At 33.4% G+C, this 13,499-nt stretch carries 12 protein-coding genes; 5 read left to right on the top strand and 7 right to left on the bottom strand.

Going from position 1 to position 13,499, the window contains the following annotated elements:
- Positions 1-234 precede the first annotated feature (234 nt).
- Positions 235-741, top strand: coding sequence for a nucleoside deaminase (locus QQZ16_RS20205; protein WP_048719203.1), 507 nt, complete (start codon positions 235-237; stop codon positions 739-741).
- A 271-nt stretch (positions 742-1,012) separates the two neighbouring features.
- On the opposite strand, the gene pth2 is transcribed toward QQZ16_RS20205, so the two are convergent.
- From pth2 to QQZ16_RS20190, 3 genes are all read right to left on the bottom strand, one after another.
- On the bottom strand, positions 1,013-1,393 hold the full coding sequence (pth2, locus tag QQZ16_RS20200; protein ID WP_204375780.1) for an aminoacyl-tRNA hydrolase: 381 nt from the start codon (positions 1,391-1,393) through the stop codon (positions 1,013-1,015).
- Positions 1,394-1,605: 212 nt separating this feature from the next.
- Complete coding sequence (locus QQZ16_RS20195) at positions 1,606-2,877, bottom strand: erythromycin esterase family protein (protein ID WP_048719206.1); 1,272 nt, start codon at positions 2,875-2,877, stop codon at positions 1,606-1,608.
- Positions 2,878-3,035: 158 nt separating this feature from the next.
- Positions 3,036-4,460 carry a glycoside hydrolase family 1 protein gene (locus QQZ16_RS20190; RefSeq protein WP_414630353.1) on the bottom strand — a complete coding sequence of 475 codons (1,425 nt, stop codon included), beginning with the start codon at positions 4,458-4,460 and terminating at the stop codon, positions 3,036-3,038.
- 294 nt (positions 4,461-4,754) lie between these two features.
- On the opposite strand from QQZ16_RS20190, the gene QQZ16_RS20185 reads away from it, so the two are divergent.
- Positions 4,755-5,012 (top strand): hypothetical protein, encoded by a 258-nt coding sequence (locus QQZ16_RS20185; RefSeq protein ID WP_031537988.1) that lies wholly within the window; start codon positions 4,755-4,757, stop codon positions 5,010-5,012.
- A gap of 196 nt (positions 5,013-5,208) precedes the next feature.
- On the opposite strand, the gene QQZ16_RS20180 is transcribed toward QQZ16_RS20185, so the two are convergent.
- Positions 5,209-5,733: a DUF6241 domain-containing protein gene (locus QQZ16_RS20180; protein WP_053094391.1), complete on the bottom strand. Its 525-nt coding sequence runs from the start codon at positions 5,731-5,733 to the stop codon at positions 5,209-5,211.
- A gap of 20 nt (positions 5,734-5,753) precedes the next feature.
- Positions 5,754-6,692 carry a uracil-DNA glycosylase family protein gene (locus tag QQZ16_RS20175; protein ID WP_048719212.1) on the bottom strand — a complete coding sequence of 313 codons (939 nt, stop codon included), beginning with the start codon at positions 6,690-6,692 and terminating at the stop codon, positions 5,754-5,756.
- A gap of 154 nt (positions 6,693-6,846) precedes the next feature.
- Here QQZ16_RS20175 and QQZ16_RS20170 point away from each other — a divergent pair, with 154 nt between their 5' ends.
- Both QQZ16_RS20170 and QQZ16_RS20165 read left to right on the top strand, forming a co-directional pair.
- Positions 6,847-7,971: a helix-turn-helix domain-containing protein gene (locus QQZ16_RS20170; protein ID WP_048719215.1), complete on the top strand. Its 1,125-nt coding sequence runs from the start codon at positions 6,847-6,849 to the stop codon at positions 7,969-7,971.
- A gap of 204 nt (positions 7,972-8,175) precedes the next feature.
- A complete protein-coding gene (locus tag QQZ16_RS20165; protein WP_192840971.1) occupies positions 8,176-8,340 on the top strand; it encodes a hypothetical protein in 165 nt (54 codons plus the stop codon).
- Between the two features lie 441 nt (positions 8,341-8,781).
- On the opposite strand, the gene dcm is transcribed toward QQZ16_RS20165, so the two are convergent.
- Complete coding sequence (gene dcm / locus QQZ16_RS20160; protein WP_031537992.1) at positions 8,782-10,041, bottom strand: DNA (cytosine-5-)-methyltransferase; 1,260 nt, start codon at positions 10,039-10,041, stop codon at positions 8,782-8,784.
- Between the two features lie 180 nt (positions 10,042-10,221).
- Between dcm and QQZ16_RS20155 the strand changes: the two genes are divergently transcribed.
- Complete coding sequence (locus QQZ16_RS20155) at positions 10,222-11,604, top strand: Sau3AI family type II restriction endonuclease (protein ID WP_031537993.1); 1,383 nt, start codon at positions 10,222-10,224, stop codon at positions 11,602-11,604.
- 365 nt (positions 11,605-11,969) lie between these two features.
- Here QQZ16_RS20155 and QQZ16_RS20150 read toward each other — a convergent pair whose 3' ends face one another.
- Positions 11,970-13,097 (bottom strand): endonuclease NucS, encoded by a 1,128-nt coding sequence (locus QQZ16_RS20150; RefSeq protein ID WP_031537994.1) that lies wholly within the window; start codon positions 13,095-13,097, stop codon positions 11,970-11,972.
- Between the last annotated feature and the right edge of the window lie 402 nt (positions 13,098-13,499).

Below are 13,499 nucleotides of genomic sequence, written 5' to 3'. Positions count from 1 at the left end.
AATCTCTTTTGTATATACAGTTTTTTTGCCCACGCAAAAACACCTCCGAATAATGTCACAATACTTATCTCAAGTATTGCCATTTTGGAGGTGTTTTATATTGTCTCACTATTTTAGGTTAGTCCATAACTAGCTAGAACGGTTAACCCTCTTTTTTTGTCTCCAACAATCAGAATAGGATAAAGATGGTAGAATAAAACAAACGACACTTCAATTAGTGGAGGCTTAATAACCATGAATTTTGACTTAGATAGGTACTTTTTAGAATTAGCATTACAAGAAGCTGAAAATGCATTACTTGAGAACACATACCCCATTGGAGCAGTAATAGTTGATGAAGATAATAATATAATTTCCAAAGGACGAAACCAAGTGCATCCACATCAAGATGCAACGGCACATGCTGAAATTATTGCGATAAGAAATGGCGGTCCGGCAATTTTACAGGGAAAAGTAAGTCGTCAGAAATATACTATTTATACCTCTTTAGAGCATTGTCCGATGTGTACAGGGGCCATCTTATTTGCCAATATGAAAAAGGTCATCTGGTTATTAAACGACGACATAGGATTTGGAGGCTATAGAAAAATAAAAGATGCTAATCTATTTGATGAACGGTTCGATGAAATCGAGATGGTGGGGGAACCTTATGAAGATTTGAAAAGAAGACAACAAGAGCTACTGAGTAAATGGTCTACTAATCCAAATCATATCGTTCACTTGAGAAATGCTTTAAAATAAATGAACCTTCTATCAGTGGGATTTCCCTTCTTCCCCACTGATAGTTAGTTGTTCCTTTATAGATAATTGAATTCCAACCTATCTTCTACAAATCTACTATGCAAGAGTTGTGAGCCTTATTGACGTTTATGAGTTAGTGAAAAAACTAGCTGTGTTTGCTAGCCTTTTGGAAGAACTCTAATGATAGATACATCTTTATATCCTATAAAAAAATTCTCTATGGAGAGGGCTGAAACTTCTTGAATGAAAACAATTTTTGCTTTGATCCAACTCAAAGCAGTTGTAAATGCCCTGTAATTTCATCTACATTGTTTCTATATCCTAAAATGGCTAAACAAGTATCTGTCTTTTCTCCATGAAACATGGTCAAGCCACTGTCTGTTATTAATTTAACTGCTTCTCCCTTTTCGATGGCTCTATTTTTCACTTCATGTAATTCGTCTAGACTTTTGACGTAGACACATATTTTAGTCGAAGATTCGCTGAACCATTTTTCTAATATCGCTTGTGTATGCACATCTTCGCGCTTTATCATATCTAATACTAATCCTAAGCTTGCGTGACTACCTTGGGCTACATATTTCCCCTTTGTCATACACAAATCTTTTCGAACTACAATAACCATTTTTGTTTCTGTTGCCTTCCTCTCCAATTAACGTCACCCTCTATATATTATTCTTCGGAACTTTTTTGTAATTTTCAAAATTCAAGCTCCGATTGCTATACTATTCCGTGATAAATTTATTTGTTACTTGTTTAAATAAAATCTTACCTAAGATGAAAAAAACCAAAAAAGCAAAAATCCCTTCACTTTTTTGGCTGATTATTTTTCTTAAATCATAAATGTCCTTTGCTAATCTAATTTCATCCCTCGCTTGAAATAGCAATCGGTGTTACTGCCTTAGATCGATCTACATAAATAAATCCATTATAGCGGACTGAAACTTTTGATGGTACATAATTCCCATAATGTTCATATGCTGCCTCATAGATTACCCCTATGGCACGATGACCGATTGTATGCTCAAAAAAGTAACGGTTTTCCTCTGTAAAGGTTAGATATTTATTAAAGGAGCCAGCACGATGAAGTTGTGCTTCCCAGCTATTAAGTTGTGCAGGAGGAATATTCATTATTTTGTACCAATCTCCCCATTTTTCTGCTGCAATGACGGTCCCCTTGTAGGTACCAAAACCAACTGCATACACATTTTCTGCTCCAAATTTTTCTTTTGCAATTTGCCCAACATTCACTAATCCTTCTTGTTCCATACTAGTAGCTCTTGCATCACCAATATGCGTATTATGTTCCCAAACAATCCCCTTTGCTTCCTTCCCATAAAATTGGCTGACAATCTCTAAAGCTTCTACCATATGATAATCACGAATATTCCATGATTCGATATCGTCTGTAACCATTGCTTTATAATAGGCTTCTGCATTTTTGGATACTAACCCATTTATTTGTAAATTAAGGTAGGACTCTTTATCCTCTTCCATGTATTGCTTTCTTTTCGATACAATAGAATTTAGAAGCTCTAATACTTCCTCTCTACAGCTTTCTCCCAAAAAAGCCGCAGACATGCCATATTGCTCTGGCCTTTTGTTATAGGGGTGAAAACAAGTAATTGCTTGCATCGCTTTATCCAAATCTGGTGAATTTATTTTTTGCAAATAAGCAACAATAGACTCCATCGATTCCCATAAGCTATAGACGTCTATGCCATAAAATCCAACCTTGTCTTCTTCCTTTTTATCAAAATTATATGCTTTTAGCCACTCAATAAGGGGAATGATTTCTTCATTTGCCCACATCCATGTTGGCCATCTGTGAAACTGAGAAAGTACTTCTCTAGCATGAGAATAATTTGAATGCCCTTTTACATACTGGTTCACTTCATAACAAGACGGCCAATCTCCTTCTACTGCAATAAAAGTAAAGCCATGATCTTGTATTAATTTTTTACTGATTTCTCCTCGAATGGTATAGAATTCTGCTGTACCATGGGTGGCTTCTCCCAGTAATATGTATTTTGCTTTACTAGCATTTTCGATTAAACCGTTTAAATCCTCTATATCATGAAAAGGCTGACTATATTGTTGGATATTTTCGATTGTCTTACTGATTTTTGTGACCATTTTTGTTCACATCCTTTCATTTGCTATTTCCTTTTAATGAATTCATTTTATTTTGTTCATTTAATTGCAAGGTATACTCCTTTATATTTAGCAAAACAAGGTATAAAGGTAAAAAAAGAAGGTGGAGACTCACGAGGCACTCGCTAGTCTCCACCTTTTTATCTATTTTCCCCATTCGATTCGATTACTTCTTTATACCAATAAAAGCTCTTCTTCTTGATACGGCGAAGGTCGTGCGTTCCTTCTTCATGCTGATTAATATAAACGAAACCATATCGTTTTTGGAATCCGTTCAACCAGCTTAGAAGATCAGTAAACGACCAAACACAATATCCCATTAAGTCTACTCCATCTGTAATGGCTTCTTGCATCGCGTTAATGTGAGCGCGGATAAAATCAATGCGGTAATCATCATTGACGATATTGCCTTCTTCCAGCTTATCAAAGGCCCCTAAACCATTTTCACTAATGAGAATAGGTAGATGATAGCGATTTGTAATTCTTCGAAGCGCTATCCGTAATCCTTGTGGATCAATATTCCAATCCCAATCTGTTCTTTCTAGATTTGGATTCTCGACTGTTTTATACACACCAGGTATTCCGGAATCCTGAGAAGTACCTTTTTTCCCAGAAGTGTTCATTTCAGCACTACCTACTCCGCCTTCTAACGGATTTTTCTCAAAGGTCGTTGTTTGATAATAGTTAAGTCCCATGAAATCAGGAGTACCTTCTCTTAATAATTCAAAATCCCCTTCTTCCACCTCAGGAGTTAATCCATTTGCCTCTAAATAGTTCCATGCAGCTTCTGGATATCTTCCCCAAGCATAAATATCCATCCACCAATGGCTATTCAATTCCTCCGCATTCTCTGCTGCAATAATATCTTCTGGTTTTGAAGTTAATGCATATGCAGGCGAGTACGCAAAGCTAGGACCAATTTTTCCATTTGGAACATATTGGCGGAATGCTTTAATAACACTCGCATTCGCTAAGTTTGCATGGTGATTTACTTGATAGAAACGTTTTTCATCTGTCACTCCAGGTGGATGTACAGCCATTCGGTAGCCTAAACCAGTGAAAATATTTTGCTCATTTAAACTAACCCAATATTTCACTCGGTCCCCAAACTGTTTAAATAATTCAATACTATAATTGGTGAAATCCTCAATAATCTGACGAGACTCCCACCCTGCATATTCATCTTGCAGGATTTGTGGAAGATCCCAGTGATAAAGAGTAAGAACTGGCTCAATATTATACTTGATTAACTCATTAATTAAATTATTGTAAAAATCAATTCCCGCTTGATTGACTTCGCCTCTTCCTTCTGGAAAAATACGAGTCCAAGCAACGGAAAATCGATAAGCCTTCATTCCCATTTCAGCCATCAGCTGCACATCTTCTTTATAACGATGATAATGATCTACTGCAACATCTCCATTTGTTCCTTTAAATGTTTTTCCCGGAATCCTAACAAATTTATCCCAATTTGAAACTCCTTTGCCATCCTCATTCCATGCACCTTCTACTTGATACGCTGCAGATGCAGCACCCCAAAGAAAATTATTAGGGAACGCTTTCATTGATTGATGAATCACTTCGCTCAACTCCTTAAATTCTTAGAAATAATACTCCTATTATAGATATATATTCTTAGCTAACATCCTTTTTTCATCACTACACATTTAGATACTGTATAAAACCAGGTGTAAAAAGTATAGTTCATTATAAAATAAGTATATACATTTAATAACATTTTCGCAATACATAGCTATCATTAACTTAGAAAACCTTTACTCCCTCTATGAACTTAACATGAGCATGTATGAAAATTTATTAGAATACAATATAATGAAGGAAAAGGAGGAGATATTTTTATGGAATTTTCTTTATTTTGGGTAATAAACATTTTAATAACAGTTTATTTAGTTATAGATTCCAAAAAGCAAGGCAAAAACCCTGTTCTATGGGGAATCATGGGCTTTCTGTTTGGAATCATTACACTTTCTATTTACTTGATTAGAACAGATCGAAAAATTTTAGGATGGATTTTACTCGTATTAGCAATAATATTCATGCTACTATTTATCCTATTTATTATCGCCATTTTGTTTATGTCTTTTTCTTATCTTTAATTCTCTAAATTAAAACCCAAATGGTGGACATATTTTATATGTTGTCCTGATTTTGGGTTTTGATTAACATATTATTTTAAGTTCTTCCTTTTTTAAATACTACATTCTATTCCTATAAAAAATTCCCCTCCCTCCTTATTACAAAAAAAAGAGTCAGGATGTCCTTCTGCTATTCCTGAACTCTATATAGAAATTCTTATTCCATTTCTTCTTCTGTAAGCAATCTTGTTGCTTTTCCAATTGTTCCATCCTGGAGATTCCAAATGTCATTATGATCCTCAACCGCATTGCTAAAATCATTTTCCTGCCATCTTTCTAAAATAGATAGGTATAACCTGCTATTCTCATAAACATCAGTGTTTTCTTTTATTACTTCCAATAAGCGAGCAATTCTTCCTTGAGTTGGTTCTATAGAACCCCATTTTTCATCCGCATAAACTTTTGTATGGCTCATCTGATGAATAGCATCTTGGATTTCTAATTCTTTCATATTGTTAGGAAACTCAGAAATAAGCTCCAAATCCGCTTCTGGATCAGTGGAAGTAGTGGAATTATTATTATCGATTTCTTCACTCTTATCATCTTTCTCACTATTTACTGTCATCCTTTTTTCTGGCTCTGGCTTTACTTCAAAGTCTGTATCATTACTAGAAAAAAAGTAAACCCCAGTTCCCACAACAACTAAACTAACGAAGATTATTATAGCGAATTTATTTTTCATTATGACCTTCCTTACATGTTTTATTTCAACAGCTGTTCAATAACTTGTGCAACCCGGTGATCATATGGTTGAATTTCATCTGCAAGAGTTTCTAAACGTCTTTGACAATAAGCTTCCTTTTCTTTTAGATCATTTCCTCTTTTCAGTTCGGCTCCGATAATCTTTAACTGTTGAATCAATTCATCCATTTGCTCTTTGGTAGGACTGATTGCAGAAGTTGTTTCTGTAAAGTGACCTTTTTGTGCAGCATTTGCTAATTGCTCCTTAAAGAGATGCTGGTAGGTTGCGTAATGACTTTTACGATGTCCGTTTGCTCCTGAAGGATGAGGAAAATTAAACAAAATTGTTTTATTTTCAATCTTACCTTCTTCTACTAAGTATTGAAGTAAATCAGAAACTGCTTTTCCAGTAGGAATAATAACAGCATCTTTTAAACTGTTAAGTTCAGGGATTAACAGTTCATCTATCATTCTAGTAAAAATCGGATGTCCCATTAATTTTGGTTGACTTCCACTATAATTCTCTCCATTAATAAACACAGGGTATCTTAACACAGAAGATGTATGTAACAAGGAACTCTTCACATTAAATAATTGTTCACAACTATCAATGCCTAAATGTTTATGTAGTTCTATTCCATCAAGCATTTCAATGAGGTTCTTCCTCATTGCTCCACCAAAACTAGCATCGTATTTTGCATGATACTGTACTTGCTCCTCATCCTCTTTGTCCATATGATGGAGCACATAATTATAAGCCAACTCCATTTGCGTCCATCCAGGAGTAATTCCTAATATAACTACTTTAGCGCTTTTGTTAATATAATCGAAAGGGGCCCAATATACTTCTACCTTTTCATCCTTAGCGTACAAAAATCTCTCAGACATTAAATCTCTTTTTTCATACGTTTCTTTAAGTGGTGTTTTACACAACTCACTCCTATAATTTTCAAAACTCATTCTAGTTCCTCCTCCAATTTAACGATAATAATCATACCAATAAAAACCAATAACACTTTGCAAACAAAATAATAACACGAGTAAATATCACTGTCAATATTTTTCATAATATGTTATTATATCGGTAAACTAAATGCTATAAAGGGGATAGTATATGCCCAATTCTATAAATGAAAGAATTAAAAATAGAAGAAAAGAATTACATTTATCTCAAGCTGAATTGGCGAATCAAATTGGATTAAAGCCACCTGCTATTAGCCAATATGAATCTGGTGCAAGAAGGCCTTCCTTTGAGATTATTCAAAAACTAGCATTTGCTCTAAAAGTAACGACAGAATATTTAATTTCAGGTGTAGATCAAGTAAAAGCACAGCATTCGATTAATTTATCTGATCGTTTGTTCCTAAATATCGTTAACTCCTTATCACCACAAGATAAAGAAAAATTAGTTGAGTATGCAGCTTTTTTAGCAACTGGTAGAAAAATTAAAATGGATATACTATATGAAACACCAAAAGAATATGCGGAAGCCATTTTAACAGAAAAAGTAGAAGAACCGTTACCCATTGATTTATATAAATTAGCAAATGAGTTAGGAATAAAAGTTTTGGAAGATGATTTAGAGGAAGCAGAAGGAATTTATATACAAAGTGAATTTCCCATTATTTTATTAGCTCGAAGAAAAAAACACGAGCACAGAGCTAGATTTACATTAGCCACACTTATTGCACATCATGTTTTGCCATGGCACCTAAAAAATAAATACTTTTCCAGAAAATATAGGAATAACCAAGATAAAAATCAGCAATTTGGAGTATCCTCTCTCCTAACACAAGAAATCGAAGAAATGGAAGCACATCAGTTTGCCTCCACCCTTCTTATTCCAACAAATCATTTAACTATGGAGTTCACAAACAAAGTTGTAAATATAGAGACCGTTCAGCACTTTGCAGAAAAATATCACGTTACGTTATTCATGTTTTTAAATAGATTAGTTGATTTTGCACCAGAAAAATATGCAGTAGTCCAATCAGATGGCTCAAATATTATGAAAAGATTCCAAGGAAATCGAGCGCTAGTATCTAAATTACATACTAATAGCATTGCCGCAAGCTTTTTTCATAAACCTAGTACACAAATAGAACTAAGACGAAATGAAGTCCCAGCATCCTACTGGTTTATAGACAGTAAGATGAATGAAACGGTTATAGAGGAGTCTGTGTATAATCCTGATACGGGGAGAGTTTTGAGTTTGATTACTATTTTGGAGGAAAAATAAGAGCTGTCCAACCGTCCATTAATGACGGTAGGACAGCTCTTTACACTTATGACTAAACCGAAAGAGACTCCTCTGCTATATTAGACATCTTTGACCTGAAGCTTCGTTGTTTATCCGTCTGAAAATCAACTTTTTCTCCTCTTTTCTTTAACATAATATCCGCCGTTTTAGAAATAATAATAGTTAAAGAAAGGAGGGAAAAGTATGACCCAAAATAAAGAGAACTTAAATTCCATTATGAAACCAGATTTTGCAGGAACGGATGCACAAAAAGTAAAACAAGAAATTCAAAAAGATGTAAAAGCAGGAGATGGCGCAATGACTTCTAGGGAGGCAGGACATATGCGTGAGTCAACAACCCACGACTGATGTCACGGGCTTGTAAGGTCTTGTAACCTTTGGAATTTACAGCGGACAACAAGACCGATGTCTTGCCCTTCAAATCAAGCTAGAGATACTGTTTGGGCTCCAAGCAACCCGTTTGTATTAATATACCACAACTGTTTGCAGTAGTAGTATATTTCTTCTTTGCTTTTAAGCAAAGAAAGAAAATGTCGGACAATTGAGTTAGCAGAAGTTAATCCTACTAGCCCTCTAAAGGAAAACTAAAAATCTCTTTACACATTGTACAACTGTCTGTTCATCAAATCATCCAAGCTATCTAGGAGTAGTATGTTCCTATGATTAATATTAATCCATGATTTGATTACACTTTCTGCAGACTACATTTCACTAGAGATACTCAATAAGATTACATAAAAAAGACTGCCAAGCTTTAAAACTTAGCAGTCCATTATTTCTAATACACTTTTAATTAAAGAAACTCAATTGTTCCATTTCTTTAAATTTAATTTCCGTATCTGGTTCTGTACTATTAATTTCAGAAATTCGTTTTCCCATTCTCTCAATGAGTCCCACCACTAAAGCATTTCCCATACAAAAATATCGCATTCGCTCAGACATACCTTCTGTCCAATTATCTGGGAAACCATTCAGTCTTTCGCACTCAACTGGCGTTAGTATTCGTAATCTCTTTGTAGTAGGATCTTCAACTACATGACTACTTCTATTCACTGTTCCTTCACTAGTCAACATGGTACGGCCTGGTTTATCTAAGGGGTCTGGAAAAGCCATACCCCCTTCGGAAAATATATATTTATGGCCACTTGCAGCAGTTCTTTCAATCTTTTTAGGACCTTTTAAGTATTTAAACTTTTCTATTGCTGCTTCTTTCAAATAATATTTTTCGTCAACATTAGATTCAAGTATTTCTCCTAATGTCTTTGACTTTTCCTCTTGGGCCAAAGTTTCTTCTGTATAAACAATACCATTTCTCATAATCCCAGCATTTAAATATTTCATCGAGAATTCATCTGATACTTCAAGTATATCTTCTGGTAATTCTCTTAATTGGGCAGCATGCTTAGACGACGATTCCACTTTAATAGGAAACGGTTTAGCAAAAAAACCTTCTTTATGCAATATTTCTGCATCAGTAATTTTTTCTCTATCTTTAATATATTCAGTATCGTTTCTAATAGCAAAAATGAAGACTCTCCGTCTTCGTTGTGCCTGTCCATACTCTGCAGCATTAATAACTCTCCATTCTACAGAATAGTTTAAATCTCGAAAACTTGCTAACATTATAGAAAAATCTCTTCCACGCTGTTTAGATGGAGATTTTAATAATCGATCAACATTTTCAAGCAAAACATACTTTGGTCTTAATTCTTTAAGGAAGCGAACTATTTCCCAAAATAAAACGCCTTTTTTCCCTTGAATACCTTGTTCACCAGATAAACTTCTTGCAACAGAATAGTCTTGACAAGGAAATCCTCCTACTAGTAGTTGGGCATTTAAGTATTTTAAACTATACTCATCAACAGTTGCTATATCTTTATTGGAGTGTATTCCTTGGTCCATAAATTGTCTTTGATAACAATTAAAGGCATCTTGAACCTTTTTTGATGGCTCCCATTGATTCCCCCATACTATTTCAAAATTCTTCGTTGCTTCTAGACCTAATCGAAAACCGCCTACGCCTGCAAACAACTCTAAAGCCTTAATCATTTATCGAACATCCTTTCGGTATAAAATATACCAAAAATATAGTAATATATAGGAAGAAATTACATTAATGTATGTTGTTGTTAATTTCTTAAAACTAAAACAATACTATTTTCATTTTATCACACTTTAAGAACAAACGCTCTGTTTGTATATCTAAAATAAATATTCTAAGGAGATATTATGTTATACAAAACCGAATCTGAATTACTAAGTAAAGCCAAAGAAGCCGAAGGTAAAACATTTGGTCAAATAGATATTTATAATAGATTGTCTAATCGTAAATCAAAAGGTAGTTTAGGTCAAGTTATCGAAGAAAGTTTCTTTGGTTATAAAATTAATTCCGATGCTAGACCCGATTTTGAAGAATTAAGAGTGGAATTAAAAGTAACTCCGTTTAAAAAGAACAAAAATGGAAGTTTATCTGCCAAAGAGAGACTTGTATTAAATATAATAAACTATATGGAAGAAGTTGAAACTACTTTTCACACTTCTAGCTTCTGGGAGAAAAATCAAAAATTATTATTAATGTTTTATGAGTGGACACCAAATAATGAAAGAAATGATTATTATATAAATAAGAGTATTCTCTATTCTTTTCCAGAGGCAGATTTGGAAATCATTAAAAACGATTGGAAAGCAATTCTCGATAAAATTAAACAAGGAAAAGCACATGAATTATCCGAAGGAGACACCATATATTTAGGGGCATGTACAAAAGGAAGTAATAAAAATTCACTAAGAACTCAACCATTTTCGGATATTCCCGCAATGCAAAGAGCATATTCCTTAAAACAATCTTATATGACAGCTCTAGTAAGAAAACATATAAAGCAAGAAAATCTAGTGAATTTTGCTAACGCAATCGAATTACAGAAAAAAAGTTTTCATGAACTACTAAATGAAAAGTTTGCCCCCTATATTGGATTAACGGATGAAGAAATATCTAAGAAACTAAATATTAAATATAACAAGAGCTCCAAAAGTTTCATTCCCCAAATTATAAGTACTTTATTAGGCATAAAGGGGACAAAATTAGATAACATTGAAGAATTCGCAAAAGCTAATATACAATTTAAAACGATTCGATTAGAACCAAATGGTATTCCAAAAGAATCCATGTCATTTGAAAATATCGATTTTAATCAGTGGAAAAATGAAAGCTGGGAAGAAAGTTACATACGTAATCGCTTCTATGAAACGAAATTCCTATTCATTGTATTCCAATATAAGGAGCAAAAAAAAGATAACCCAAATAGGAAGTTATTTTTTAAAGGAATTAAATTATGGAATATGCCAGAAAATACTATCGAGTCAAAAATAAAAGAACTCTGGGTTGAGGTTAATAAACTATTGCATAGTGGTCTAAAAATTGAATATATAAAGCGCGGGGAAAATCTCGTTGAAACAAATAACTTTCCAAAAAGTTCTTTTAATGGTGTAACCCATATTCGCCCAAAGGGAAAAGATGGAAATGACAAGGTCGAATTACCAAATGGTCAATTAATTACTAAGCAATGCTATTGGTTAAATAATTCATATGTTTCAGAAATCATTAAAGATTAATAAACAAATAAAGAGAGGCTGGGACATAAGTATTTCAACTAACAGTAAACACGAACTATAATGTAATTATATTGTATAAAAGTTCGTGTTTGTTTTTTTAGAAAAAGGTTTAAAACCGAAGTGAAATGGAGCGGAGGACGGTCGACTCCTGCGGGAAATAGAGGAAAGGCTGAGACCCCGCAGCGCAGCGAGGAGGCTCAGCTTCCTCCCCGGCGCATCGAGCGTCTGTAGCGCAATGGAACGTCTTGGTTTTTACACTTACCTATATTTAAAAACAGAGATTAAGTAGCTTTATTTAAGAGCTAAATTAAATATTGTTCGTCTTTAATGATTAGTTATTTTGTTTTGTCCCACCCTCTTTATTCTTATACTTCTTCAAAAACTAGTCTGTTTGTATTTTTATCATATTTATATTTGATGAATCTTACATTTCTCCATTCAGCAGATTCTGTGGGACGTCTTCCTTTAATATAATTCCGCTTGCAAATATTCTCTCTCTCCTTAATTACTTCCTCTGGAAAATCATATGCCACAAGAAAAGCTTCAATCATTGAATAATCTCCATGAGAGTATTCTTGATTAATCCAGTCTACATATTTCATCACCTGATTAATTGCTTCTTTATTCGCACCATCTCTTTTAATCTCTATTAATAAGTACTTAGAAATAGTATCAAAACCTTCAATATTTCTATATCCAAACATATCCATTTTATCCATATAATCAATTGGTTTAAACGGTGAAGCAATCACTTGGTGAGAAATATAATCCCACTTTCCAAATATACTTTCTTTATTATTGGTAATAATATCAGCAATATGAGCTTCAATTGCCATCTCATGCCTTATGTAATCTTCTTTAGAAGAGTATTTTAAAATATTCTCTGATGTTAAAGAATACTTATCGGATAATTTATGTTTTATACTATTTCGTAGCGATTCACTAAATGAGAATTTCCCTTGCCCTATGTTTAGATACTCTTCATTTCTCTTCAATATAATATCCCTTAGAGCCTTATTTTCTTCTTCATCAATTTTTATAAAAGATACCTTCCAGAATGCCCTTAAAATTCTAAATTTATCAGGATTAGAAGCTAAAACGTCATCCATGTCAATTCCTTTTTCAAAAAAACAGGGATAAGGATAGAATGAACAAATAAATCTATTATTAATAGAATTTTCAGATTCATCTAACAACAAACTATCTTTAATATATCCGTAGATTGGTATTTTAGGAATATCTGCATCAGGATAATTTAGAAATTTACAATCATTCTTGATATTTTTAAGAATACCTATTCCATAAATTTTTCTTTTAATAAAAAAATATACATTATCTCCTTCTTTCATAGTTAGATAGTCAGTTAAAGTTCCTTCATGGTGAGCTAACCAGCGATTATTCGTTGGCTCTGTCAAGTTAGTACTATAAATACCGTTATTTATAATTTTTTCAAGTGACTTCATATTATTTAAGTTAAATACATACCCTGCCATATTATCCCCTTATTTTTTGTTTTTTCTTGTTGTGCTATCTATTCACAAAAATAATACACCTAATATTTCCCATACTCTTTCAATTCTAATATTATCCACACATTAAATCAAATATATCAACATAAAAGGCATTTTCCTCTTTGATATAATGTTTATTTCAATGCTCTTCTATATGTAGAGTTCTAAAAAAAACAAAAGCCAGGCACCACTAAAAGACACTTGTCCTTTGCAGTTGCCTGACACTTAGAAAATAAGATTAAATTATCTACATTTTTTCACTAGCGTCGCATAAAAATTGACGGAATTTTCCGTTATTAATTATCCTTACTTTTGAGTAAAAAGAAAGATGATTAAACATAGGTAGTAAACATCCATTTTTTTACTATACCTTGTGGCGAGTGT

Source organism: Bacillus sp. T2.9-1 (assembly GCF_950097965.1).
GTDB lineage: Bacteria > Bacillota > Bacilli > Bacillales > Cytobacillaceae > Niallia > Niallia hominis.
Note: the sequence above shows the minus strand (reverse complement) of the source record. Positions and strands in the feature narration are given on the sequence as shown.

What these genes read in the sequence shown, in the direction of transcription:
- QQZ16_RS20150 (WP_031537994.1), bottom strand. Translation starts at nt 13,097, where the DNA reads ATGGCAGGGTATGTATTTAACTTAAATAATATGAAGTCACTTGAAAAA.
- QQZ16_RS20195 (WP_048719206.1), bottom strand. Translation starts at nt 2,877, where the DNA reads ATGGTCACAAAAATCAGTAAGACAATCGAAAATATCCAACAATATAGT.
- QQZ16_RS20175 (WP_048719212.1), bottom strand. Translation starts at nt 6,692, where the DNA reads ATGAGTTTTGAAAATTATAGGAGTGAGTTGTGTAAAACACCACTTAAA.
- QQZ16_RS20170 (WP_048719215.1), top strand. Translation starts at nt 6,847, where the DNA reads ATGCCCAATTCTATAAATGAAAGAATTAAAAATAGAAGAAAAGAATTA.
- QQZ16_RS20180 (WP_053094391.1), bottom strand. Translation starts at nt 5,733, where the DNA reads ATGAAAAATAAATTCGCTATAATAATCTTCGTTAGTTTAGTTGTTGTG.
- QQZ16_RS20165 (WP_192840971.1), top strand. Translation starts at nt 8,176, where the DNA reads ATGACCCAAAATAAAGAGAACTTAAATTCCATTATGAAACCAGATTTT.
- QQZ16_RS20205 (WP_048719203.1), top strand. Translation starts at nt 235, where the DNA reads ATGAATTTTGACTTAGATAGGTACTTTTTAGAATTAGCATTACAAGAA.
- QQZ16_RS20190 (WP_414630353.1), bottom strand. Translation starts at nt 4,460, where the DNA reads ATGAAAGCGTTCCCTAATAATTTTCTTTGGGGTGCTGCATCTGCAGCG.
- dcm (WP_031537992.1), bottom strand. Translation starts at nt 10,041, where the DNA reads ATGATTAAGGCTTTAGAGTTGTTTGCAGGCGTAGGCGGTTTTCGATTA.
- QQZ16_RS20185 (WP_031537988.1), top strand. Translation starts at nt 4,755, where the DNA reads ATGGAATTTTCTTTATTTTGGGTAATAAACATTTTAATAACAGTTTAT.
- QQZ16_RS20155 (WP_031537993.1), top strand. Translation starts at nt 10,222, where the DNA reads ATGTTATACAAAACCGAATCTGAATTACTAAGTAAAGCCAAAGAAGCC.